Below are 24,451 nucleotides of genomic sequence, written 5' to 3' on the forward strand. Positions count from 1 at the left end.
GCGTTACGCGAGTTGCGTTACGCAAACTATGTAACGCAAACTATATTCCAAGACTTTACACGAAGCTAACGTTTGCGCGGAGCATAAATAACGTGTTCGATAAGGTCGTTATAACGCTCTACAACAACTTGACGACGCGCCTTTAAACTTGGAGTAATCAAACCGTTTGCTTGAGTAAACTCATCTGGAACTATTTCGAACTTGCGAATAGATTCAGCTCTAGAAACTAGCTCATTTGCTTTGCTAACAGCACGCTCAACTTCTGCTCGCACAATACCGTTACGTGAAGCCTCTTTTAAAGATCGCACAGGACATGCACCACGCGAAGAAAGCCAAGTATTTACTTCTGATAAATCGAGCGCAATAATTGCTGAAACGAACGGCTTCCTGTCTCCAATAACAACAGCTTGAGAAATAATAGGCGAAGACATTAATGAAGCTTCTAACGCATTTGGAGATAAGTTCTTACCGCCAGCAGTAATAATAAGATCTTTCTTTCTGCCTGTAATACGCACAAAACCGTCATCGTCTAAAGAACCAAAGTCGCCCGTATGCAACCAGCCGTTTACAATTTGTTGTTTGGTAAGCTCAGGATTATTATGGTAGCCTTTGCACACTGCAGGACTCTTAATACACAATTCGCCATCGTCAGCAATAGCAACAGATACACCCTTTACAGGCAAACCAACGGTACCAATGCGATAACCTGTTGTAGGATTCACCATAGAAGGAGCACAAGTTTCTGTCATTCCATAGCCTTCGAGAAGAGGCAAGCCGATTCCATTGAAGAAATGCGCAATCGACAAATCTAAAGGAGCACCACCCGAAATAGCGTATGAAACAGAGCCTCCAAATACGTGCAACAGTGGAGCATACACTAATTTTTTACATATTGAATGGCTAAGAGCAAGCATTGGAGGAACCATTGAACTAGACTGCTGAGCGCGAGACCATTCGCGAGCAACCTTAGATGCATAAGCAAAAATAAAACCTTTTACTCCCCTGCCTGCTTTTTGAGAAGCAGCATTGTAAATCTTCTCAAAAATGCGTGGAACACCAAGAATAAATGTTGGTTTAAAAGTTTGAAAATCAGACAATACAGTTTTCAAATTACTAGTCAAACCAAGAGTTATATTTCCAGCGAAGCAGAACAATTGCATAAACCTAGCAAAAACGTGCGCAAGAGGCAAGAACAGCAAAAGACGAGGGCTGCCTTTTAGAGCAATATCTGGCATAGAAATAACACCTGATTTAGCAATAAAAACAAAATTGCTATGAGTCAGCTCAATTCCTTTTGGCTCGCCAGTTGAACCTGAAGTGTACACAATTGTTGCTATGTCACTTCCATTAACAGCATGCACTCGCTCATAAAATTCAGCATCAGTTACTGCTTTACCGTATTCAATGCACGCGTCGATAGCACCACGATTCATTACATATACGTCGTGAAGAGTAGGACATTCTTCCTGAACAGCTTCTACTTTTGGCAACATTTCAGGAGACTCCACAAATATTGAACATACTTGAGAATCTTGAACAATATGTTGTATTTGCAACGAAGAGCTTGTTTCGTAAATCGGCACTGTCAATGCGCCTATAGACATAATAGCCATATCCAGAACTGTCCACTGCCATGAAGTGTGAGCAATAATTGACACAGCGTCACCAGGCATTACTCCTCTAGCAATAAAGCCTTTAGCAACAGCTATTACCTTATCTTTAAATTCTTCAGCAGTATATGACTTCCAAACGCCGTCAGCTCCAACGTATTCAACCAAAGAGCCATTAGGATTGCGCTCTGCTCGCTCTTCTAGCAGTGAGAAAACATTAACATCTATATCAATAGACTCATCAAGTGGACGAGAATATTCTTGCATATTAGCTCCTCTATCTGCTGAATTGACGTATATCTTTACTATACGCGATTTGCAAGCCTTCGCATATGCGAATATCTACAAGATTGTAATAAATTTTGTTCATTTATCTACAAATATCTACGATACAAATATATTATTTTTCTTATTCCACAGGCTTAAGCACAATGCGGCGCTTAACAGTCATTCCTTCAGGATTAGCATATGTGCGATTTTTGCGCTTTAAACCCCACTGCACACAAGTTGTACCGCAATGGTCCGAACCTCCTTCGACATGTGCAAAATTCTGACCTCTTTTCACAAAAACACCAACGCTAAACTTTGTTACAGCAGGCTCAAAAGTAGAAGTTAGTTCACCATGCCTAATAGTCACAACTGATTTACCAGCGACCTTACCAGCAAAACTAATAACGCCATCTGCAGGCGCAAATAAAGGAGTTCCTGTGCTTGCAGCTAAATCTACGCCGCGATGCCCAGCCATCCAGGGTTTAGGCGGAGGATTAAAAGCTTTTACAATTCTCGCAGGTTTTACAGGCCATTGCATAGCTGACTTGCATGTTTTTTCGCTATAATCACCTTTAGAAAGAGCACACTTGTGGCAACATGACACAGCAGATTTTGCAACATAATATTTAAGACGATGATTATTTTGCGAAATTTCGGATTGTAAAAACAGTGCATCTAATAAAATAACTGAGATTATAAAAATCCCCAAGCAGGCAGCTATTTTGTAATATAATTCATAATTTTTGCGAATACACATATATTCCCCATCCATATTTTTATAAAATGACTTTTATAAAAGTTTTGCAGCTAATTTGCGAAAATCATAAGCTTTTAAAGCATTGTGGATAAAACATATGCTTATAATCACTATTTCGACACGCCAAAACACGCCATATTTGCATCTTTGAAAATTACGTGTAATATAAATGTCTTGTGCACAGCGCTTAGTTGAGCACAAGATATTCCTGCGTAGCTCAGTTGGCAGAGCGTTCGACTGTTAATCGAATGGTCGCTGGTTCAAGCCCAGCCGCAGGAGCCATAAAGCCACTGGTTATCCAGTGGCTTTTTGCGTTAAATATCACGACTTGCATTCACAAGAAAAATCTTAATTGTTTAGCACTAATTAGCGTGGCTAACATAAACACTTTGGCGTATTATATAAACAAGTTGCGTATTCAAATGCGCTAATGTTGAGTAGCAATAGATAACAGAGGATAAACATGAATCAACATAGCTCCGATAATGTTGAAACGAACCAAAAGAAAAAGCTCATTATTCTCATAGCGGGAATTGTTGTACTAGCTTTAGCTCTTGGCATAGTTGGCACACTTTGGTACATGAAACAAACTGAACGCACTAAAGCAGCTCGCAGACAGTGCGAAATAAAAGTTGCACAAGTTTCTAAAGCAAACACTGTGTGGAAAAGTTTAATGCATGACAAAGTAATAACGGACCTCACAAAAGGTGACTCTGATAACGCAAAAGAACTTGCTAAAATCATGAGCGAAAAAGTTCCTGATAAAGTATCTTGCACAGCAGATTCACCTGAAGAACTTGGTTCCAAAAGCGCAGAAGCTTTAGCTGCTTCTGAGTGGTATGCAGTTAAAGCAAAAAGAGTGCGCGAATTAGCTGTTACGCTACTAGACGAAAATAGCAAAAAAGATAAAGACAAAGACAAGCAAGACGAAGAAACAAAGAAGCAAGAGATAAATGAATCGACTGGAATTGTAATTCAGCGTTCAAATATTGTCCCACCAAAGCCAAATCCAACGCCAACGCAGACGAAGAATACACAAAACACTAAGAAACAGAATACTGAAACAAAGCCTAAAACAAACCCCGAAACAAAGTCTGAAACAAAGCCTAAAACAAATAGCAATACAGAAAATACACAGTGCAAAAAAAATTGCACTCAACACGAAGAAAAGACCAACGGAGAAGGTGAGGGAAGCGAAAAATCAGGCAAAAAAGGCAGCGGAGACGGAGATGGCGACGGAAACCATAAAGGAAATAGTGGTCAAGAAGATCCGAATAATAATGGTAAAAAAAATGGTGAAGATTCCACTAAAAAACCACGTGTAGACATCACAGATCATAGCAACACTACACAGCCATAAAAAATAATTCCTCTGTTATCTGACTCAATAATAAAAGCTCCCAGCAATACGCTGGGAGCTTTTATATTATCTAAATCTACATCGTAAACGATGTTGAACTTTATAAATTATTCGTTCACTTTGTTTACTCGAACATGAGTTAAATCGACTTCTTCAAGAGGAATTACTCGAGTGTGATTCTTAATCTTGTAACCAATGTATAGAACGATAAATAGCGGCACAGACATGTACGTGATTCCAATAGCCTGCCAGTTAAGAGTTGCAAATGAGTGCAAATCCTGACCAACAATAACAAGAATGCATAGGAAGAACGCAACAATAGGACCAAACGGATACCACTTTGCTCTGTAGACTAATTCATCTAAGGAATGACCTTGAGCCAAGTACGCTTTACGGAAGCGATAATGAGCTGCAGCAATACCAGCCCAAGCAATAAAACCAGTCAAACCACTTGCAGCAACCAGGAACATGTATATTTGATCGCCAAAAATACTCATAAAGAAAGTAAATAGCGCGACTACAAATGTAGCAATCAACGCAGGAACAGGAATACCACGAAGACTTACTTTGCCAAATACTTTTGGAGCATTATCTTCTTTTGCGAGCGAATAAAGCATTCTCGTTGAAGCATACATGCCGGAATTTGCTGCAGAAATAACAGAAGTCAAAATCACTGCATTCATAACTGCTGCTGCAGCAGCAAGACCTGCACGCTGGAACACAAGAGTGAATGGGCTAATAGCAATATCAGTTACGTCAGAACCAAGTAAGTTCTTGTCAGTATAAGGAATAATGCAAGCAATAACGAAAATAGCAAGAATGTAGAAGAGAAGAATGCGCCAGAACACTTGCTTTACAGCCTTTGGAATACTCTTTTCTGGAGTTGCAGACTCGCCTGCAGTAATACCAATAAGCTCAGTTCCCTGGAAAGAGAAGCCTGCAATAGCGAATGCACACAACACTGCAGGAACACCGCCTGCAAATGGAGCGTCCTTATGAGTGAAGTTTTGCAAGAATGGCGCTTTGCCGCCAACAACGCCAACAATCGTAAGCGAACCGATAACAAGGAATACGATTACTGCCAACACTTTAATAATCGAAAGCCAGTACTCGGTTTCTCCAAAGCACTTAACTGTAAGCACATTGATAAGCAAAATAAGCATAAGAACCGACAGTGAGAAAATCCATATTGGCACTGTTGGGAACCAATATTGCAAAACTATTGCTGCAGTACTAACGTCCACTGCAACCGTAATAGCCCAGTTAAACCAATAGTTCCAGCCCATTGCAAAACCAAGTGCAGGATCAATAAAACGTCCAGAATATGATGCAAATGAACCGCTAATAGGCATAAATGTTGCCATTTCGCCAAGGGAAGTCATAAGGAAGTAAACCATAATGCCAATTGCACCATAAGCGAGCAAAGCGCCGCCAGGACCAGCCATATGGATTGTTGCACCACTAGCAACGAATAAGCCTGTTCCAATGCTGCCACCTAAAGCAATCATGGAAATATGGCGAGTTTTTAATCCTCTATGGACATCGTTATTTTGATGAGTATTCTGCTGAGTATTCTGTGCAGCAGTAGATGATAATGAACTACTCATTTTTCCTCCTTTCATGACAATCAGAGGCAAAACAAGCAAGCAAAAGCAAGCGTGTCGATAGCTCTCCGCAGCGGATGCCAAATCACTGCGACAGTCCTTGGTATATTAAGCCAAGTCCCAGCTCACTACTTTTGGGATTAAGCAGTAAACTTCGGCGCTCTCCCCTTTTGTAAACAATCAACGCTTTCCCTAGCTCATGCTTACTACTCTTGTCGAGCGCGACCTCTGGTCGATGTTGTTCATTATTAGTACGACTTGCAGACAAACTGTAAAAAATACGGCGTGGCGCATAAAAAACGAAAAATAATAGCAAAAAACGCCACCTCAAAAGGAGTGTTCAGTAAGGGATTAAAAAAGAAAACCGACTGAAAGCCTTTAAGCGGGAACATAAGAAAGCCTACCTAGTGCGCATTGCACGAAGTAGGCTTTCCTTGTTTTGGTAATTACAGTGGTATTTGCCAAGCCACCTTACTTAAGACATTTTGCCTAAAAATTATTCAAATGGGACTTGCTATACTCCAAATACTGAGCAATATATACACACAAGCAATGCTTGAGGAAGTGTATGAGCTTTGTAAGAACAGCAATTTCAAATAACCTATTAATATCATCTAATAGCTGAAATTATAGAATCAGTGCTCCACTTAACTATTACATCAGCAGCATTTTTTACAACACTTGAAGTTCTTTCAGCAGCATATGGTTCAACAGCTATAATCTTTTTTCCCATTTCTTGTGCTAGCTCAATTTCAATGTTGATCCATTTACTGTACGTTGAATAAACTCCTGCCAATATAAGAACACAACTGGCATGTTGCATCTGGTTTCTAATTGCTTCCTTTAACTGATGATCATTTCTTGCATTATGAATTGGATCGTCCTTGGGGACAGAATAGTTTTTATAAGTAAAATACGGATTGCTGTCCAATAAGTTAACTAAGCCATCGTAAGCATCTGAATAAGACCAAGAATGACTGATAAATAGGTTGTAAATCATAATCCTCCTTGTATAAAAATTTTAATGATTATCATAAACACAATGGCAAGTACATATATGCAGATGAATGTTATTGGCAGTACTTTTTCTAAAAAAGTACCATCCTTGTATTTCTTGACTTTCTGTAATTTTTCCCACTCCTCTCTAAATGGATGTGCAGGCAATTGACTCTCAAGACTATCAATCACTTTAAATTTTTCTCGATTTAGTAACTTGTAATTATTGATAAATGATAGCCACACGCCACAAAACGCAATCCCTGATAATAAGATGAATATAGACTTAATATTCCATGATATTGATATTGCCGCAATAATAGCTAAATTCAGTGTTATAAAAATATTATTCATCGAATCACGCCTCTGGCTAACAGAGTTTGCCATTTCTACACATGTTCGCCATTGAGCTAATATAATTTCACTTTTGTTGCTGTCATGATTCATATCATCCATTGTGTTATTCACTCCTTTCTATGTGTAAACATATGCGTATTGAGGTGGTCATTTTGCTTTCGCTTCAGCATATCTATCTTTGCCCCACCAATTTGGCAGGAGCTCCTTCAATGTGACAGTCTTCCGCTGTTCAAAGTCCTCCATAATCTCCATTTTTTCATTTTCTTCATTCAATTGATAAAAGAACTCTCTACACGCTCCACAAGGCATACCGCTTCCCTCTCCATAAGGTGCCTTGTCGCGGAATGCGATAAAGCGCTTCGCCTTCGTCTGTCCGCTATTCACATACATATTAAGAGCGGCCACGCGTTCTGCGCACAAATTAAGAACACCACTGCAGCTCTCAATGCAGAAACCCGTGAAAATTTCTCCGTTTTCAGCTTCTATTGCACATACAACATGATGTGCGTAAATGAATGGAGAAACTTCCTCCGGATGAAATTGTGGCTTCGCCTTTTCATACATCGTATCCCAAATATCCATATATTCCTTTTCTCCTAAAATACCTGAATTTATCGCATAGGCCTTCCTATTTGCATATACTACAGTTTCATCATGGATTAAGAGAATGGGTAGTATATCTGCACCTTTTAACGATAGAAATATCGAAAAAGGCTGTAATGTGTTTTATGCCGTTTTACATTGTAAATTAAATATAATTTTACTTATTGCCTTTAGCTCTATTATGCGTTTTACAAAGCATTTGGCAATTTGACTCGTCTGTCGCACCGCCTTTACTCCAAGCTGTTACATGGTCCGCGTCCATCTCGCTCAATTTATAGATACGTTTGGAATTGTTGTCACTACACAAAGCACAAAGCGGACAATTCGATATATCTTTTTCTTTAGCAACTTCCGTTTGACGAGCATATACTTGCTTTTTTGTTTTCTCGTCAAATACTCGTATGTTAAGAAGAGTTTTGTTAGATTCTCCGCCAAGTACATACTCGATAACACCACGTTTATTTTGAACTTGAGAATCTTCCATGAGTGCAGATACTCGTTCTGCAATCTGTGCTTTACTATAGGCATTTTTATGATACGTAGAGTACAGCCTGCCCCATTCTTGGCCGCACATTTCATTTCCTGTATAGTCAAATATTGAATCTATCCAATCTATTACAGTATCAAAGTGGTTTTTCAACTGTTTAATATCTGCATCGTTTCTATGTTGAGCCATATAATCGTCGATGTTTCCATCACTCACCCAGTCGAGAGCTGTTTCAAGAATTGCTTGACGTTTAGGATCGCCTTTCACATACGTTTGCCACATATTCATCTTAGAATTAGAAGTATTAGAAAATTCTTCCTTAGCAAGCGTTACAAAACTACCATGATAAGCTGCATTTCTTAGTTCTTGTTTTACTAGTGGAACTCCAGCAATGTTAATAGTTTCAAACCATGCTTCAATTTCTGAAGGCGTTCCTTCACACACATAAATGGTAAGCTTAGTATTACTAATTAAATCTTGCTCATCCTGCGCAAGGCTGTTGAAATATTTTGGTTTGCCATCACGGTCAACAGCAAAAGGCCACGATTGATTAACAAAACGTGCGAATGATGTAATACGCTGTTGCCCATCTAGCACTTCATACATGCCGTCATTATTCTTCACAAAGTAAATTAAACCAAGCGGATAACCTTTGAGCAGAGAATCAACAACAGCAACATCTTTCTTACCGTCACCATAAATATAATTTCTTTGATACTCAGGCTGAATAATAAGCTTACCGTCTAAACCGAATAGACCCTTATCTTCGTTTTTATCGTAAATAAAGCCTTTGCAAATATCTCCAACTGTCCAATCAGTTACAAGTGTTGTTTTCATAATTGGTTACCTCTGTTTTCATTCTTAACTAAAGTTTGACAATACTCTCTTTGGTTTTATCCATATGCGAGCATATACTAATTTTTTCTCAATACTGGCTCTTTGATTGCCACTCATTTGCCACTTTAATGGGCAGAACAATTCTACAGGTTCTATTTGTGGATGATTGTTATTCTCGCGTAAGTAGGATGCCCATTTATCTTTCCTTCTGCGTTCTTTATCATCCCTGGAATCGACGTTGTACAAGGATTCGAAAGTACGGTTGTACTCTCTCTCGCTCTCTCTTGTGAAGACTAGGTCTTTGCCGTCTTCACCTTTTCTAAACGCTACGATATCGAACTGATCTGGGTTATATTTGTCCATAAACGTAATAGGAACACCCATCACACCAGATATCCAGTGCATTTGGTTAGTTGAAACACCCATAGAGAGCAATGCTTGTGTCATTTCTTCCTCCGTATGACCAAACGCGAGTACAAGCGCTGTACTCTCTCTCTCTCTCACGTAGAACCGTCCTGTGCCTGTTTTCCCATCGGGCAATGGTTCTGGTTTCGCAAGATCAAAATCAGCACCTATAACTTCGTATTGGTTCGGATTCCATTTATCAAGAAATGTAATAGGTACTCCCATAGCCGCTTCATAATCTGATGGAATACATTCTGTAAACGGAACTTCAATCGCGTCATAATTGTCGTAATGAGGGTACTCGAGTTTGCAGTAATCTTTTTCAAGCTTTTTCTTCAGTTTTTTGTTGAATTTAAGATTATGCTCCATTGTGTCAAGTATTAGGTTCTCGTGACGCTTTCCGTGGTCAATATTGGTGAACCATCTTACGCCTTTAACTCTAATAAATTTCTTTCCATTTTCATCTACGCCACAACCTGCAGCATTAAGAGGATAATCGTCAGGTACATTAAATTTTCTATCTCCTGAATGTATGGAATAGCCGAGCCATACTTTATTGTCACTCAATAAAGGAAACACCTCTTTATATGTGATTGCATTCATGTTCCCTATAATTACAAACTGCTTATTGGCTTCTAAAATCCATGCTAAAAATTCTCTAAACAGTGAAAAAGGTGGGTTGGTAATAATAATATCTGCCTCGTCACGAAGCTTCTTTACTTCACTGCTTCTAAAATCGCCATCACCTTCAAGATATCCAGTAAATTCAATGTCGTCAGTATCAACTGTTCCATTACCATCTGTGTCACGAGTTAGAGTGAAAAGTTTACCGTGTGTATCATGCTGCTGTTGGTTATACAAGGGCGACATGAGTTCAAATATTGTAGGCTGTTTATTTGCTGCTCCTTGTGCGTAGGAGGTTGAAATAAGTTTTTTTATACCAAGTCTTGTGAAATTTGACGCAAAATATTTGGTGAAGTTTGACCATTCTGGATCATCACAGGGTAGAAGAATAGTTTTATCTTTGAATACTTTAGGGTTATATTCAATATAGGCATTCATCTCGGCTTCTATATCGTTATATTGAGTATAGAACTCGTCATTTTTTGCGTTTCTAGCAGCGCCTAAGCTTGAATTATCAGCCATTACTTTTCATCCTCCGCTATAAATTCCAAAATATCGTCGGGCGTGCAGTGTAAAGCCTTGCAGATGCCTTCCACTTTTTCTAGTGATATATATTGCCCAGTGCGTAGTTTCGTAATAATGTTGGCGGAAATATTGCTCATTCTCATTAAGTCCTGATTGGAAATATCTTCCTCAATCATGCGATGTAATAGTTTTTTATAACTAACAGCCATAATTCCCTCCTTATTTTCTTAATTTATGCTATCACGATTCTGTGAGTATACCAACGATATAAAGAACTAATAGCACCAGAATATAGCAGATTAAAAAAGTCTCCTTTGCTATTCATTCAAGGCAAATTCCTAATGAATGCTTAGGAGATTTTTATTGTCAAAAATTTTTTCTAAAACTGTCAGATTACATCCTCTTTCGTGGCTACCAAGTAGAAGACCAAAAAACTTTTTAAGACAGGTTAAAAAGTCGGCTTTTTCTTTTGCCTGTGATGTAGAAGGGATAAGCCTTCTAGAAAAGGAGGATCAAATATGGATCTAGAGAAACTGCCAAAAGCACTAAAGAACAAGAATATCTTTTGTTCATGGAAGTACGAGCAGCAAGAAAACGGTAGGCTCACTAAGCCGCCTTATAACCCCATAACGGGAAAGAAAGCAGCTACAGACAACTTAAGCGATTTTACCTCGCTTGATGCTGCCATGAAAGTAAAAGACCAATACGACGGAATTGGGATAAAGCTTGTTGATAATCTCTTAGGTATCGATTTAGATCACTGCATCGATAATGACATCATTAAAGACTGGGCAAAAGAGATTATTTCCCGTTTCAAGCACGCTTATATCGAATACAGCCCAAGTAAGCATGGTTTTCATATCCTGCTTCTGTTTAATGGCGCATACGATAAAACAGCTTATTACATCAAGCATGGGGATATTGAGGTTTACAGCGCTCTAGCTACGAATCGCTATCTAACGGTTACGGGCGATGTGTATCAAGAAGGCGAGCTTTTAGAAGACGATGAAGCCATCATGTGGCTTTTAGACACGCACATGAAGCGAAACATAAACACTCATGAAAAAGAAAATAACGCGTGTGCAAGGTCATATTTAAGCGATACAGCTGTTATTGAAAAAGCTGGTAACGCTGTAAATGGAGCTAAATTTATAGAACTTTGGCATGGTGACATTTCGACTTACCCTTCTCATAGCGAAGCGGATGCAGCGCTTGTGTCTATTCTTGCCTTTTACTGTGGCGGCAACAAGGAGCAAATAGACCGACTTTTTCGTAAGTCTGCTTTATTCCGTCCTAAGTGGGATGAACACCGTGGCGCGGATACTTATGGCGATACAACCATTCAGAAAGCTGTTTCTAAATGTCATACGTTCTATGAGCCTTTCCATAATGCAAGTGCTGAGGAAGACTTTGATGATCTCTTATCTAGATTACAGGAACTAAAGCCTGATGAAAATATCCGATATCGCAACGGTGATTTAGGTAATGGCAGATTGTTTGCTGATATTTTCCAAAACATTCTGCACTATGTACCAGAGCGCAAGATGTGGTTCATCTTCGATGGTGTACGTTGGACTTGCGATATTGGAACGCTTAAAACGATGGAACTATGCAAGGATTTAGCTCTTTCTCTTATACGTTATGCTGGTGCCATTAAAGACGAAAGAACCCGTTCCATGCTTGTTGAGTATTGGAACAAATGGAGCAGCCGTCGTAACCGTGAGATTTATATCAAGGAAGCTCAAAGCGTTTACCCCATTTCGATGGAAGCGTTCGATAAGAACATTTATCTATTTAACTGCCAAAACGGAACTTTAGACCTTCAGCACGGTGTATTTCGCAAGCACTTAGCAACAGATCTTATTACCAAAGTATCACCTGTGTTTTATGACCCGAAGGCAAGAAGTGAACGTTTTCGCCGGTTCGTCGATGAAATTATGAGCGGAGATTGCGAGAAAGCCTTGTATCTGCAAAAGTCATTAGGCTATGCGTTAAGCGGTGATACACGCTATGAGTGCATGTTCTTTCTTTTTGGAGAAAGCACAAGAAACGGTAAAGGCACACTCATGGAAAGCGTTCTGTCTGTGATGGGCGATTACGGAAAAGCGGTACGCGCGGAAACCATTGCTCTAAAGAAGAACCCTAATAGTTCACAGCCGACCGAGGATGTAGCACGCCTTGCCGGTGTTCGCTTTGCCAATATATCTGAGCCGAGCCGAGGACTATTCCTTAATTCAGCACAAGTTAAATACATGACAGGAAGTGATACCTTAAACGCTCGATTCCTGCATGAGAACAGCTTTGACTTTAAACCACAGTTCAAACTGTACGTGAACACCAATTATCTACCCGTCATCAGCGATATGACAGTGTTTAGTAGCGACCGCATGCAGATTATTCCCTTTAACAGGCATTTCGAAGCGTGGGAACAGGATAAAACCTTAAAGGCGGAGTTTTCTAAAAAAGAGGTGCAAAGCGCCATTTTAAACTGGCTTCTTGAAGGCTTTACCCACCTCCGAGATGAAGGCTTTAAGCCGCCTAATAGCGTTCTTGATGCCATTTTTAGTTATGCCCACGACAGTGACAAAATGGCACAGTTTGCTGAAGATGTACTCGTTAAAGACCAAAGCTCTGAGATTCGAACGGCAGTTGTATACGACCACTACAAGAAGTGGTGCATTGATAACGGCTGTTTTTCTGAGAACAGCAGAAACTTCAATCAGGAATTAAGAAAATTTGCCGAGGTTGTAAGAAAGCGTCCCAATACAGGCGGAGAAAAAACCACGCTTCTTAAAGGCTACAGGCTTAAAAGTGAGTTTAGCGATTTTTTAAGTGGCAACTAGTGGCAGTTAATAACCTATATCCCCATATAACCCTATAAGGCAATAACGAAATTTAACTGCCACATCATGCCACGTTTAAGGAGGTGGTGCCTATGATTGCGTAATTCGTATCGCAAACCTGTGTTGAACATGAAGAAGAAATACTATCATGCACAAATCAAAATACTGAAATGATTTCAGCTTTTTGACAACATTGAAGAAAGAAAACCTGCCTAGATACTGTGCTGTTGGAAATTTATTCGCATACTACTTTCTGAACCTAACCCCCTAGGGGGGGTCAAATCTCTAAAGAGTACCCCTTCGGGAACGGGCGCAGGGTCTTGCGTGCAAAAACAGCGAATTCAAAAGGGTAAATGGGCAAAATCAAGCAAATTACTGCATCAATTGCAGAAAACAGTAATGAAAGGAACTAACAATTATGATTAACAGAGATATTGAAAAAGAAATGAAACTAGCAAGTCAGGACTACCACAGCACGTTTTGGAACGTATTGCGCAATGCAAATGGTAATGCGAATAATATTGAAAAAAAGCTGCGCCACCATTATACGGATGCCTATGATTTGCCGACTTCTTCTCTAGCAAAACTCGAAGCAAAGCTTGCAAACAAAAGTAATCTTAGAAAACTGTGTACAGTGGTAAAAGCACACTCGCAAGCAAGTAAATTGTTCATCTATGAAGCCTCACCGTTCACCAAATGGATGAAAGATTATGACACAAGCATCATGACGTATATGCCTATTAAAGATGGCTTTAAGCGTATTGATGTAACGGAGTATACCCTAGTTAACCTCATTCGTTTGGGTACGGATTTTGCAGCTGACCTTGACTTTGATATCGAAGAGTTCATAACAAGCGAACTGACAAAGCAATTTACATTGAGTGAGTCGGAAGCTTTTATAAATGGTGATGGAATAACTAAACCGACAGGAATTTTATCAGATACATCAGGTGCTGAGGTTGCTGTGCAAGCAAAAGAGATTTCCGCAGATGCCATCAAACGTTTATTCTTCTCGCTAGATAGTAAGTATCGAGAAAATGCCACGTGGCTTATGAATGATGAAACTGCTCTTTATCTTCAAACCTTAAAGGACACTACCGGATCATACATCCTATCTGATTTTGATGGCAACTTAATGGGCAGACCTGTGGTCATTGACAATGCCATGCCTTCTTCTCAAAAGGGAGCAAAAGTTATCGCTTTTGGTGATTTTTCCAACTATTGGATTATCGAACGCCATAACCCAACCATCAAGGTTCTAAACGAAATATTTTCTCTTATGGACCAGATAGGTTACCTCTCTTTTGAGTATTTGGATGGAAAACTGGTACATCCTGAAGCAATTAAACTATTGCAACTTTCTTAAACAAAGAGGTCAAAATGCATGGATGAACAAATTAGGGATACACCGGTAAAAACCGAAGTGTTAAGAATCGGAAATACTGAATTTACGGTTCACTCTCTTGAAAGCAAGAGTGCTCAGAAAGGTGTCAAAGACCTAATCAAGCACCTTATTTTAAGCAATTTAAACCATGTAATAGAAGCTAAATAACTTGATAAATTCTGAGTTATACGGGAATATATACTGACCGCTTGAAGGCTGTCGGAAAGGAGGAAAACAGATGAATAAACTAAATAGACAGCCTTCTTATACTCTAGATAATGTAGGCAAGATAACGGCACTTTACTGCCGTTTATCCAGAGACGATGAATTACAAGGTGACAGCAATTCCATCATCAATCAAAAGAGCATGCTGAAAAAGTATGCCGAGGATAATCATTTCAACAATCTTATGTTCTTTGTAGATGATGGCTACTCGGGTACTAATTTCCAGCGACCTGATTGGCTTAAATTAACTGCTCTCATTGACGAAGGAAAGATTGGAACCATTATCGTCAAGGACATGTCACGCTTGGGTAGAGATTATCTGCAAGTTGGTATGTATACAGAGATGGTATTCCCTAACGCTGATATTCGCTTTATTGCAATAAATAACGGCGTAGATAGCAATAATCAGTCAGACAACGACATGACACCTTTCATCAACATTTTCAATGAGTTTTATGCTAAAGACACAAGCAGAAAAATAAAAGCTGTGTTTAAAGCAAAAGGACAAAGTGGGAAGCCGCTCTGCATCAATCCTCCTTACGGATATCTTAAGGATCCTGAAGATAAAAATCATTGGATTGTAGATGAAGAAGCTGCCAGTGTAGTGCGTGAAATCTTTAGACTCTGTGTTAATGGATATGGTACTAGCCAGATTGCAAATGAGTTAATCAAAAGGAATATTCCAACACCTTCTGAGCATTTTCTCTCTCTTGGAATTAAAATTCCTTCCGCGAAACCGGAGATTAATGGAATATGGCATCAAAAAACTATCTCTAATATGCTTGAAAAGCAAGAATATCTTGGACATACGGTCAATTTCAAAACAAGAAGGAAATCGTACAAGTGCAAGAAAACATTATTGAATCCTAAAGAAGACTGGCTAATTTTCAAAAACACACACGAAGCAATTATTGACCAGGAAACTTTTGATATTGTTCAACGTATAAGAGATGGTAGACGAGTGCGTGCCAATCTTGGAGAAATGCCAGTGTTATCGGGAACGCTATTTTGTGCGGATTGTGGTAACAAGCTTTATCAGGTTCGAGGAAAAGATTGGAGTCACGATAAAGAATACTTTGTCTGTGCTACCTATCGTAAGCAAAAAGGCAAATGTTCATCACATCAAATTAGAAATATTCAGATTGAAGCAATACTGCTTCACGAGCTACGAATGATTACTTCATTTGCCAAACAGCACGAAGAAGAGTTCGTGGGACTTGTGATGAAGAAAAGCGAGAAAGAACTAACCCAAAAGTTAAAGTCCTCTAATAGGGAACTAGAGCAAGCAAAAGCAAGAATTAGCAAACTTGACACAATTGTTCAGCATCTCTATGAAGACAACCTAGACGGTAAAATTTCTGATGAACGATTTAAGAGCATGTCTAAGTCCTACGACAAGGAACAAGCTGAACTGAAAAGCAAGATTGAATCCCTTGAAGCCTTTATTTCTAAAGCGCAAGAGGAATGTCTCAACGTGGATTCTTTCTTGAAATTAGTACGACAATACACAGATATACAAGAACTTAATGCAGAGATCATTCGAACCTTTGTAGATAAGATTTATGTTGAAAAATCTGAAAAGGTAGCAGGTACAAGAACCAAGAAACAAACCATATGGATACAGTGGAATTACATAGGTGCAGTTGATATTCCACTCCATAAGTAAAATCGGCGTAGCCGGTAGTAATACCGATTACGCCGATAATTTTTTAGGAATTAAATCCCTAAGTGAACGCACCCAAAGAGGTGACGTTTAAAATTTGTGGAGCTAGGGGGATTCGAACCCCCGACCCCCTCCATGCCATGGAGATGCGCTACCAGCTGCGCCATAGCCCCGTTTTTATTTATGCCGTTCAAACGAACCTTTGATAGAATACAACAAATAGCCGCTCTATCCAAATGCGGCGTGTCGAATTCAACTTACAAATTCCAAAAATTATGCAAATTCTACCAACAATTTAGTCGCCAATTTGAAAACCAACTCAAGAACCAATTCGAAAACTAATTACCACTGGCACTTCCAGATTGATCACCATTACCAGGAGAAGTTACATTGTTTGAAGAGCCAGCAGATCCCGAAGATCCCGAAGACCCGGCAGATCCAGCACCTGCATCAGAACTATCAGTACCCGACCCACTATTACCGCTAGCAGCATCACCTGAATTCGTTCCTGAATCATTATTAGTGTCACTACCTAAATCATCATTGGAATGACCACTTGTTGAGCCATCTGCATTTTCATTGCTATGCTCATCATTTTCGTCTTCATTAGCATTTTTACTATCAGAATCATCATGAGATTTCTTATGGTCTTGATTAGTATTCGTGTTAAGACGTTGCTTAGGTTGCGGCTGATTTTGCTGCTGCTCATGACTAATTTCTTCAGGCTTATTAATATTGTCTGTACCTTTTCCTTGTGTAAACAAAAGAACAGCACCTGCAGTAACGATAACAGCTATAAGAGCACTTATAACAGCAACAACAATTGTTGTACTATGATCGTTTCTGTTTTTGTAAGGCACAGAAGAGTAACCGTAATTTTCACTAACAACCTTAGATAACGGCACCGGCTCTGGAATTGTGCCTTCCGACAGCTCCATGTCTTCTTCATGCTGTTCACGTAATTTCGACAATTCCAAAATACGCGTATTTTCTAATTCTGGATTACTAACTTGCGAGCTAACAGTGCGTCCAGATCTTGCGTTTTGAACAGTCATATTTCTGTCATCTGCAGGATCAGTATTAAATTGCAACGGATTTGATGAATATTGCATATGAATATCATCTCCAATTCTTTTAGAATCAACATTCTCTAAATCATTTGAACGCACGCTAGAATATGACGCATTACTAAAATTAGGCTGTTCTGTAGAAGTATTCTGATTCGTTTCCGAAAGTTTACGCGATGAAGCGTGAATGACATTTTGATACAACTGCGAGGCTACTGCAGAAACAATAGAACCAATAGCTACGCCAACAACTGAACCAGCAATACCAATTTTAGAAGCAAGTAAAAACGAAGTCACTGCAGCGAGCGATCCAGCTAATACTTGCGTAAACGATATGCCTTTGAAGAAATTCTTCACTTATGCACCTTAACTATTTATGCGAATATAATGCCAAAACGCATGGCAAATATGCAAACTCAAATACCAACATCATTACAACAATGATGGTATCACTCTACGCAAAAATTGCACAGTATTGCCAGAGCATTCTTACAACAAAATCACAAGTCTTATATACATAAAACTTAGCTACACAAACTTAGATACCTAAGACTTAGCAACCTCAAAATCTCTATCTTTATAAGAAATCTCACAATTGGCTTTTTTATCACAATAATGCTCGCCTAAGCTTGCAGTAATAATTGCAGCAAATATTAAAGCAAATCCCACAAAAGCCATGCTAGAAACATGCTCATGAAAAAGAACAGTAGAGAATAAAAGTGTGAACAAACTTTCAGTGCACATAATCACTGAAGCGTTTGCAGTAGAAAGATTCACCAAACTATAGTTTTGCATAATTTGCGCAACTACTGTTACTACCACTGTAAGGTAGAACATGTTAGCAAAAATAGAGAAATGATCAGCAGCGTTAAAGTTTGGCAAAGGCTCATAAATAAGCGCACCAGCTACAAAAAGTACGCCTGAAACAACAAATTGCCCAAAAGTTAACGTAACTGGATTATATTTACGAGAATAATACGCAAGGAACGTAAGATTAAAAGCAAAAACTACAGCACATAATAAAGTAAGGAAATCTCCATAAGACAATGTGAGCACAAGCATTCCAGGCTTTAATGCCACAAAGCCCACTCCAGCAACGCACATAACTGCAGCTACTAATCCTAAAAGAGTTGGCTTTTTCTTGACGATTAACCAAGCAGAAAATGGCGTAATTACGCAATATGCTGCTGTCAAAAACGCACTACGACCTGGATCAATTGAACGTAATCCTTCAGTTTGCAAAACTAAAGTAGCATAATACGTAATTCCAGTTAGCAAAGAAGGAACAATAAGCTTTTTTGTAAAAGTTTTACGAAGCGTACCGAAAAAAATAACAGCCATAATTGCGCAAGCACCAACCATACGAACGCCCATAAGCCATTGCACAGGAAACACTTCAAGAGCATATTTTGAAGAAACATAGCTGCCACCCCAAATAGCAGCACAAATCAACAGCATAATCTGAGCAATATGAACACTTTTGCCTTGAGGCATGCCCGATTTATCCGAAAGCGGTTCAGCTATAGATTTAGCTGTTTCATATTTCACCTTCATAATGTTTCCCCTTCAACTACAAAAGTTAATTCTTTAAAATTTTTCTTTTATAAAGCGTTTTAGCTTATAAAATAGACAGAATAGCCATAAAATCGTGAAAAGTACAACTTTCTGGCGTTCCTCCGTAAAATTTCCGATATACGCTTCAGAAAACAGTAGCAATCAAGCATTTAGCTGTATAAATTTCACCCACTCAAGCATTGAAAAATTGGGTGATTTATATCACAACTTACAACTTTTTTATACTACGCACTCGTATACGCTTCTAAATCAGCGTAATGTAGAAATGTAGGCTTATAAAATGCGTACGAAGAAAGTGCGCAATCTTGTTAGGAAAGGAATACTATGGCAACTCTTAGCGCAGATATGAAAGAATTTATTGAGAATAATTTGGCTTGGATTGCAACAGTGAGCAAAGATGGCGAGCTTGATTTAGGACCAAAAATGTCTATGTTCGTACTCGACGACAACCACCTTGCATACCACGAGCGCACTGCAGGTCAGCATTATAAGAACTTGCAAGATGGCAGCCAGCTGGTTGTAGCAGTTGCTAATTTGGCAGAAAAGAAGGGCTATCGCTTCCGCGGAACCGTTACCCTTCACACTGATGACGCGATTTACGAAGAGCAGGTGCGTGTAGCTGAAGAAAAAGGCACAAAGAAGCCAGCTGCAGTTCCAGTTATGGAAATCAAGGAGATTCAGGACTTGACTTCTGGAGCTACTGCCGGCAAAACAATCGCAAAAGATTAATTCGTCGTCATTCAGTCGTGTGGATATTTGTGTGGTAGAGATTTGAGATTTTTCGCACTGAGCGCGGACGCTCGCGCGGTTAACGCGCTCGCTACGAAACTCGCGTTGGAAGTCCACTGGACTTCCAACTTTAGCGAGTTTCCGCTCCGAGTTGCTTTCGCGCGCGCTTTGACCGAGCTTGAAATCAATGGGATTTCAAGCTCCTTCAAAGCGTGATTTGGCATGTGAAGCACGGTGTGCTTCACATGCCAAATCAGCCGAACGGCTATGCCGTGAGGAATGAGCGCGAAAGCAGGTCGTCGCGCAAAACGCCGAATTAGTACGTTTAGAGTAGGCGTCATACAATATCGAGTGGCGTTCGTCCTCAACGGCGAAGATGAACACCACTCAATTCTTTACTTGATTATTTAGTTGTCACTAATTTACTTGCTTTCTTTACGCAATGCTTGCAGTCTAGCGTTCATTTCTTTCGCTTTCTTCTTCTCGAAGTAATAAATTATTGCAGCAATAGGAATCGGTAAAATAACAGTGAACGCAATCCATCCGCAAATCACCGCTGGCTCATCTTTGAACGAAATCCATCCAACAATCACCGATACAATAAATTGAATAGCAATTGGCGGAACTAGCGCAAAAACGAATTTTGCGAGATTTGACATACGTTCATTCGACCAAAAAATAGCGAACACTCCATATCCTATGCCTATAACAAACGCTGCTACAGCATAAGATGCAATTCTGTTTCCAACCGCGCTATGCGCTAACAGACTTGATATAAAAGACATTACTGTAAAAATAGTGCACCCTATGCCAATGCCTTTAACAATGTTTTGTAACATTGTTTTACCAAAAGTTGTAACTTGCTTTTCCATAATAATTGTTTCCTTTTTAAGTATTAAAATCTTGTATTAAAAAATTAGTATTAAAATTTTTGATAGTTTTATATTTGACTACATTCTAGCTACATTCGTTATTACTATAACTACATCCCTAAGCGCTTTTTGAACCCAGCTAAGCATCTGCGACTAATCCACTCAACGCTTCCATCGTCCATTTTTACGCTCATACTTCCACCAAATCCTGGATCGACTCGAACAATGCGATTCAAGTTCACGATTGCGGATTTAGATATGCGCACAAACGACGCGAATTGCGGATTGTCAAAATCCATTAGGCGCTTGTAAGACACGCATTCGCCTTTATCACCGTGAATGATTACGCGCGAATTTTCAACGCAAATCATAATCACATCTGGCTCGTGCATAACAATAATCGAATCGTTAATATAACCGTATATGAATGGATTATTGTTGCTCAACTTATCTGAAGTATTAATTTCAGTATTATTTTCAGCACTTCTTACATTTGCATCATTGGAATCAATGCTTTGTAGCTGAGCGATAATGTGCTTAAGCTCATCGTCAATATTGTGAATTGACAACTGAACTGACTGCTCTTCCTCAGGCGGAACGATAGCAATAGTTACTTTCATCAAGCCTCCTTTCCGTACACTACTGTTAGCGTTTGTTAGCTTTTTGTTTTGTAATTTTGACTATACGGCACTGTAAATAGTCTGTCTTTACAAAATCGCTAAACGGTAGCTTTCGGTAATTAAGCGGTAAAGGAGAGATTACGCAGCACCCCAAATGCGAATAAGACGCTGGCTTGTAGGGTCAGCTGCAGGGCCTTGATCATAAGCATCCAAACGCCAATGAATCGAACCATCCGCATTAAGACTTGGAATTAAGCGCGCCCAGCGACCATTTCCCATGCCGCCAATCGTCTTGTAAGAAGGATCTACTTTATCTAATCCAAGCAGCTTATGGACAGTTTGCGAAAGGCAAGAGCCATGCGAAAATACTAGCAAATCACGGTCTGAACCGGTTTTGCGAGTCCAATCTTCTACTACTGCAGCAGCACGCTCTCCTACTTCCTGCTTATCTTCAGCACCATGACGAAGCTCTCCGCCTTTACCTTCAACCCAAGCTTTGAAATCTTCCGGCCACTGTTCGCTAATCTGCTGGCGATTCAAACCTTCCCACTCGCCAAAGAAACGCTCGCGCACACCATTTTCAACATGCACATGAAGCCCAAGCTTATCTGCAAAAGCGTGAGCCGTTTGCTGCGCGCGAATAAGCGGAGAAACAATCGCCATAAAACTAGCATCCGCTTCTTCCGGTGTAATACGCACATGCTCAGCGCTGTTCGGATCCTTTGGATCTTCTAAGTCAGAAGCGCCAAAAAGCACACGCAAAGCTTTTCCAGAACGAGTTACCTGATCCATTCCAGACTCATCCAAAGCAATATCAATCATGCCTTGCAAACGGAACTGTGCATTATACGGAGTTTGACCGTGGCGAATAAGCATAACAGAGCGAGCAATTCCTTCGTGCGCACTATTAATGGAATTATTTACGTTACTCGCAACATTTTCTACGAAATCAACCATGGTTTGTACCGTACTTTCTTCTTATTATTCAGTTTTGTTAGAATCTTCAGTTTTGCTAGCATCTTCAGTTTCGCTAGCATGTTCTGGCAGTTGCAAATCGATTGCCGGGCAATCATTCCACAAACGTTCCAAGCGGTAGAATGCTCGTGCTTCCTCATGCATTACATGAACCACAAAATCGCCAAAATCAAGCAAAATCCACTGTGCTAATTCCAAGCCTTCACGAGATAAAGCCTTGCGCTTATTATCTTTCAAGTACAAGTCTTTTTCGATTTCTTCTGCAACAGCCAATACTTGACGCTCATTTGAAGCAGAAACAACTAACATAGCATCCGTAATACCAAGCAAATCGCTTACATCAAAAGCCTGCTCGTTCGTTGCTTTCAAACGGTCTGCAGCAGCGGCAGCAATACGAATTGCACTAATTGAGCTTTCTAAAGCTGTCATAACGTTACTACTCCTTAATTCTCCGACAAACGCTTTTTAGCGTTCCCAAGCTGGCTTCCAATTTTCGACTACATGCTGAGTATTTTCCGAATACACCATAGAATCAGCCGGAACATCGTGACGTACCACCGATCCAGCGCCGGTAGTAACATCATCTCCCACAGTAACCGGTGCTACAAACAGGTTTCCTGCACCAACGTGAGCACCAGAACCAATCGTAGTATGATTCTTATGCACTCCGTCATAATTTGCAGTAATCGTACCGCCACCAATATTCGTATGCTCACCCAAATCAGCATCGCCAATATAGCTTAAATGAGGTACTTTAGTGCCATTTCCAATATGAGCTTTCTTCATTTCTACGAAAGCTCCTGCCTTACTTTCCTCACCAAGTACGTTTCCTGCACGCAAATACGTCCAAGGACCAATGTTTGCAGCTCTACAAATATGCGATTCCTGTACGCGCGAACGCTCAACCACAGCATCCTCATCAATTTGCGCATCAATAAGAGTCGTGTAAGGGCCAACTACTGCACCACTTGCAACAGTAGTACAACCTTGAAGGAAGCATCCAGGAAGCACGGTAACATCTTGTGCGAGCGTAACACTATCTTCAATCCAAGTAGTATCAGGGTCGAGAATAGTTACGCCTTCAAGCATCCATTTTTCGCACACGCGCTTATTATGTGCTTTTGCGAGAGCCGCTAATTGCACACGGTTATTTACGCCTTCTACAGTAAGCGGATCTGGAGCAGACATTGCGCCAACATGACCAAACTTTCGAGCATGTTCCAAAGCATCAGTCAAATAGAACTCACCTTGAGCATTTTGAGAGTTAAGATCTGCAATTGCGTCACATAATACATTCGCATCGAATACATATACAGAAGTGTTCACTTCATGAATAGCAAGCTCTCCAGCATTTGCATCCTTATGCTCAACAATACGCAAAACGTCACCGTTTGCTTCGCGCACAATACGACCGTAGCCAGTCGCATCGCTTAAAACTGCTGTAAGAACTGTTGCTACATTGTTGTTATTATTGTGAAAATCAACTAAAGATTGCAAAGTTTGCGTATCAAGTAGCGGCATATCGCTTGCTGCAATCAGCACAGCTCCTTTTAATGCTTCACCAGTTTCGTTTTTAGCAATTTCGTTAAGATCTTTAATAGCACATTGCACTGCTCTGCCGGTTCCAGGAGTTTCGTCCTGGTTTACAATATGCACATTTTCGTTATAGCTAACAGCAGCAGCAGCTACGCGTTCGGCTTGAGCATGCACAACTACAGCTAGCTTTTTAGGATTTACGCCATTCATGGCATCCATAACACGATTGAGAAATGTTTTACCAGCAAATGGATGTAGTACTTTTGGAGTTTCTGAACGCATACGCGTCCCATCGCCTGCTGCCAAAATTATTGCCGCAGTTACATCATGCTTTTCCACGCATACGCTCCTTATACTATTTCAATAAATTTCGCTGTATTTAATTCTATTACTTATTAGCAGCGTTCAAAACAAAAAACGCCACCCGATTTAACGAGTAGCGCTTTAAGCAAGCTCCCTCACCTGGATTCGAACCAAGACAAAGGGTTCCAAAGACCCGTGTGCTGCCATTACACCATGAGGGAACG

At 39.9% G+C, this 24,451-nt stretch carries 22 protein-coding genes, 3 tRNA genes and 1 riboswitch; of the genes, 7 read left to right on the forward strand and 18 right to left on the reverse strand.

Translation table 11 applies throughout. The annotated features are described in order from the left end of the window. Positions 1–65: 65 nt before the first annotated feature. Positions 66–1,877: an AMP-dependent synthetase/ligase gene (locus ACJV2T_RS03180; protein ID WP_419399123.1), complete on the reverse strand. Its 1,812-nt coding sequence runs from the start codon at positions 1,875–1,877 to the stop codon at positions 66–68. A 142-nt stretch (positions 1,878–2,019) separates the two neighbouring features. Beyond that, the gene (locus tag ACJV2T_RS03185) at positions 2,020–2,637 is read right to left on the reverse strand and encodes a M23 family metallopeptidase (protein WP_415683818.1); all 618 of its coding nucleotides are present in this window, start codon (positions 2,635–2,637) and stop codon (positions 2,020–2,022) included. A 206-nt stretch (positions 2,638–2,843) separates the two neighbouring features. On the opposite strand from ACJV2T_RS03185, the gene ACJV2T_RS03190 reads away from it, so the two are divergent. Then, positions 2,844–2,919, forward strand: a tRNA-Asn gene (locus tag ACJV2T_RS03190). 181 nt (positions 2,920–3,100) lie between these two features. Beyond that, the gene (locus ACJV2T_RS03195; RefSeq protein WP_419399124.1) at positions 3,101–3,997 is read left to right on the forward strand and encodes an ATPase; all 897 of its coding nucleotides are present in this window, start codon (positions 3,101–3,103) and stop codon (positions 3,995–3,997) included. A 107-nt stretch (positions 3,998–4,104) separates the two neighbouring features. Here ACJV2T_RS03195 and ACJV2T_RS03200 read toward each other — a convergent pair whose 3' ends face one another. The 7 genes from ACJV2T_RS03200 to ACJV2T_RS03230 form a co-directional block, all read right to left on the reverse strand. Continuing rightward, the gene (locus ACJV2T_RS03200) at positions 4,105–5,505 is read right to left on the reverse strand and encodes an amino acid permease (protein ID WP_419399257.1); all 1,401 of its coding nucleotides are present in this window, start codon (positions 5,503–5,505) and stop codon (positions 4,105–4,107) included. Positions 5,506–5,654: 149 nt separating this feature from the next. Then, positions 5,655–5,841, reverse strand: a riboswitch (Lysine riboswitch). A 370-nt stretch (positions 5,842–6,211) separates the two neighbouring features. Continuing rightward, positions 6,212–6,601, reverse strand: a complete 390-nt coding sequence (locus ACJV2T_RS03205; protein ID WP_419399125.1) for a TIR domain-containing protein — start codon at positions 6,599–6,601, stop codon at positions 6,212–6,214. Beyond that, the gene (locus tag ACJV2T_RS03210) at positions 6,598–7,053 is read right to left on the reverse strand and encodes a RipA family octameric membrane protein (protein ID WP_419399126.1); all 456 of its coding nucleotides are present in this window, start codon (positions 7,051–7,053) and stop codon (positions 6,598–6,600) included. Before ACJV2T_RS03210 ends, ACJV2T_RS03205 begins: the two co-directional genes overlap by 4 nt. Before the next feature lie 48 nt (positions 7,054–7,101). Continuing rightward, the gene (locus ACJV2T_RS03215) at positions 7,102–7,536 is read right to left on the reverse strand and encodes a cytidine deaminase family protein (protein WP_419399127.1); all 435 of its coding nucleotides are present in this window, start codon (positions 7,534–7,536) and stop codon (positions 7,102–7,104) included. 178 nt (positions 7,537–7,714) lie between these two features. Further along, a complete protein-coding gene (locus ACJV2T_RS03220) occupies positions 7,715–8,881 on the reverse strand; it encodes an HNH endonuclease family protein (protein WP_419399128.1) in 1,167 nt (388 codons plus the stop codon). Positions 8,882–8,905: 24 nt separating this feature from the next. Beyond that, entirely contained in the window at positions 8,906–10,432 is a 1,527-nt protein-coding gene (locus tag ACJV2T_RS03225) for an adenine-specific methyltransferase EcoRI family protein (RefSeq protein WP_419399129.1), read from the reverse strand. After that, a complete protein-coding gene (locus ACJV2T_RS03230) occupies positions 10,432–10,644 on the reverse strand; it encodes a helix-turn-helix domain-containing protein (protein ID WP_419399130.1) in 213 nt (70 codons plus the stop codon). Before ACJV2T_RS03230 ends, ACJV2T_RS03225 begins: the two co-directional genes overlap by 1 nt. Positions 10,645–10,953: 309 nt before the next feature. On the opposite strand from ACJV2T_RS03230, the gene ACJV2T_RS03235 reads away from it, so the two are divergent. The 4 genes from ACJV2T_RS03235 to ACJV2T_RS03250 all read left to right on the forward strand — a co-directional run bounded on the left by ACJV2T_RS03235 (position 10,954) and on the right by ACJV2T_RS03250 (position 16,553). Beyond that, positions 10,954–13,278 carry a phage/plasmid primase, P4 family gene (locus tag ACJV2T_RS03235; protein ID WP_419399131.1) on the forward strand — a complete coding sequence of 775 codons (2,325 nt, stop codon included), beginning with the start codon at positions 10,954–10,956 and terminating at the stop codon, positions 13,276–13,278. A gap of 418 nt (positions 13,279–13,696) precedes the next feature. Then, on the forward strand, positions 13,697–14,644 hold the full coding sequence (locus ACJV2T_RS03240) for a phage major capsid protein (RefSeq protein ID WP_419399132.1): 948 nt from the start codon (positions 13,697–13,699) through the stop codon (positions 14,642–14,644). Positions 14,645–14,662: 18 nt separating this feature from the next. Next, complete coding sequence (locus tag ACJV2T_RS03245; protein ID WP_194251715.1) at positions 14,663–14,830, forward strand: hypothetical protein; 168 nt, start codon at positions 14,663–14,665, stop codon at positions 14,828–14,830. 70 nt (positions 14,831–14,900) lie between these two features. Beyond that, positions 14,901–16,553 carry a recombinase family protein gene (locus ACJV2T_RS03250; protein WP_419399133.1) on the forward strand — a complete coding sequence of 551 codons (1,653 nt, stop codon included), beginning with the start codon at positions 14,901–14,903 and terminating at the stop codon, positions 16,551–16,553. A gap of 97 nt (positions 16,554–16,650) precedes the next feature. Here ACJV2T_RS03250 and ACJV2T_RS03255 read toward each other — a convergent pair. The 3 genes from ACJV2T_RS03255 to ACJV2T_RS03265 form a co-directional block, all read right to left on the reverse strand. Then, positions 16,651–16,723, reverse strand: a tRNA-Ala gene (locus tag ACJV2T_RS03255). Positions 16,724–16,888: 165 nt separating this feature from the next. Then, complete coding sequence (locus tag ACJV2T_RS03260; RefSeq protein WP_419399134.1) at positions 16,889–17,974, reverse strand: ATPase; 1,086 nt, start codon at positions 17,972–17,974, stop codon at positions 16,889–16,891. Between the two features lie 189 nt (positions 17,975–18,163). Beyond that, positions 18,164–19,111, reverse strand: coding sequence for a DMT family transporter (locus ACJV2T_RS03265; RefSeq protein ID WP_415687010.1), 948 nt, complete (start codon positions 19,109–19,111; stop codon positions 18,164–18,166). Positions 19,112–19,516: 405 nt separating this feature from the next. On the opposite strand from ACJV2T_RS03265, the gene ACJV2T_RS03270 reads away from it, so the two are divergent. Next, positions 19,517–19,921 (forward strand): pyridoxamine 5'-phosphate oxidase family protein, encoded by a 405-nt coding sequence (locus ACJV2T_RS03270; protein ID WP_415683815.1) that lies wholly within the window; start codon positions 19,517–19,519, stop codon positions 19,919–19,921. 422 nt (positions 19,922–20,343) lie between these two features. Here ACJV2T_RS03270 and ACJV2T_RS03275 read toward each other — a convergent pair whose 3' ends face one another. The 6 genes from ACJV2T_RS03275 to ACJV2T_RS03300 all read right to left on the reverse strand — a co-directional run bounded on the left by ACJV2T_RS03275 (position 20,344) and on the right by ACJV2T_RS03300 (position 24,448). Continuing rightward, positions 20,344–20,793, reverse strand: a complete 450-nt coding sequence (locus tag ACJV2T_RS03275) for a DUF3021 family protein (RefSeq protein ID WP_419399135.1) — start codon at positions 20,791–20,793, stop codon at positions 20,344–20,346. A 110-nt stretch (positions 20,794–20,903) separates the two neighbouring features. After that, positions 20,904–21,413, reverse strand: a complete 510-nt coding sequence (locus ACJV2T_RS03280) for a LytTR family DNA-binding domain-containing protein (RefSeq protein WP_064340409.1) — start codon at positions 21,411–21,413, stop codon at positions 20,904–20,906. Between the two features lie 138 nt (positions 21,414–21,551). Continuing rightward, positions 21,552–22,370: a histidine phosphatase family protein gene (locus ACJV2T_RS03285; RefSeq protein ID WP_419399136.1), complete on the reverse strand. Its 819-nt coding sequence runs from the start codon at positions 22,368–22,370 to the stop codon at positions 21,552–21,554. A 24-nt stretch (positions 22,371–22,394) separates the two neighbouring features. Continuing rightward, a complete protein-coding gene (rsfS, locus tag ACJV2T_RS03290; protein ID WP_419399137.1) occupies positions 22,395–22,817 on the reverse strand; it encodes a ribosome silencing factor in 423 nt (140 codons plus the stop codon). A gap of 36 nt (positions 22,818–22,853) precedes the next feature. Continuing rightward, positions 22,854–24,263 carry a bifunctional UDP-N-acetylglucosamine diphosphorylase/glucosamine-1-phosphate N-acetyltransferase GlmU gene (gene glmU, locus ACJV2T_RS03295; RefSeq protein WP_419399138.1) on the reverse strand — a complete coding sequence of 470 codons (1,410 nt, stop codon included), beginning with the start codon at positions 24,261–24,263 and terminating at the stop codon, positions 22,854–22,856. A gap of 114 nt (positions 24,264–24,377) precedes the next feature. After that, positions 24,378–24,448, reverse strand: a tRNA-Gln gene (locus ACJV2T_RS03300). Between the last annotated feature and the right edge of the window lie 3 nt (positions 24,449–24,451).

Origin of the sequence: Gardnerella phocaeensis (assembly GCF_048545075.1) — a bacterium.
In the GTDB taxonomy this organism is placed as follows: Bacteria; Actinomycetota; Actinomycetes; order Actinomycetales; family Bifidobacteriaceae; genus Bifidobacterium; species Bifidobacterium vaginale_J.